This is a genomic window from Alcanivorax sp. HI0007 (assembly GCF_001635525.1).
In the GTDB taxonomy this organism is placed as follows: domain Bacteria; phylum Pseudomonadota; class Gammaproteobacteria; order Pseudomonadales; family Alcanivoracaceae; genus Alcanivorax.
In genome coordinates this window covers 1-279 of the sequence record NZ_LWEJ01000174.1, presented here as the reverse complement: position 1 = coordinate 279, position 279 = coordinate 1, and the positions used below count along the sequence as shown (strand labels likewise).

At 59.5% G+C, this 279-nt stretch carries 1 pseudogene; it reads right to left on the bottom strand.

Annotation, left to right across the window (positions count from 1 at the left end):
- Positions 1–279, bottom strand: a pseudogene (locus A3714_RS09825) (MFS transporter); the annotation flags it as partial.

Below are 279 nucleotides of genomic sequence, written 5' to 3'. Positions count from 1 at the left end.
CACCAGAGAGATACTGAAGACGGAAATGGCCACCGTGGCCTGGGCTACCAGCAGCCAGGCGCGACGGCGTCCCAGCCAGCGTGTCAGGCCGGGGATGGGTAAGCGGTCAATCAGCGGCGCCCAGAGAAATTTGAAGGAATAGGCCAGCGCGGCCCAGCTGAAGTAGGTGACGGTGGAGCGATCAATGCCCGCCTCGCGAAGCCACAAGGATAACGACGAGAAGATCAGGAGTAACGGAATGCCTGCAGAAAACCCGTAGAAGAACATGGTCACTACACG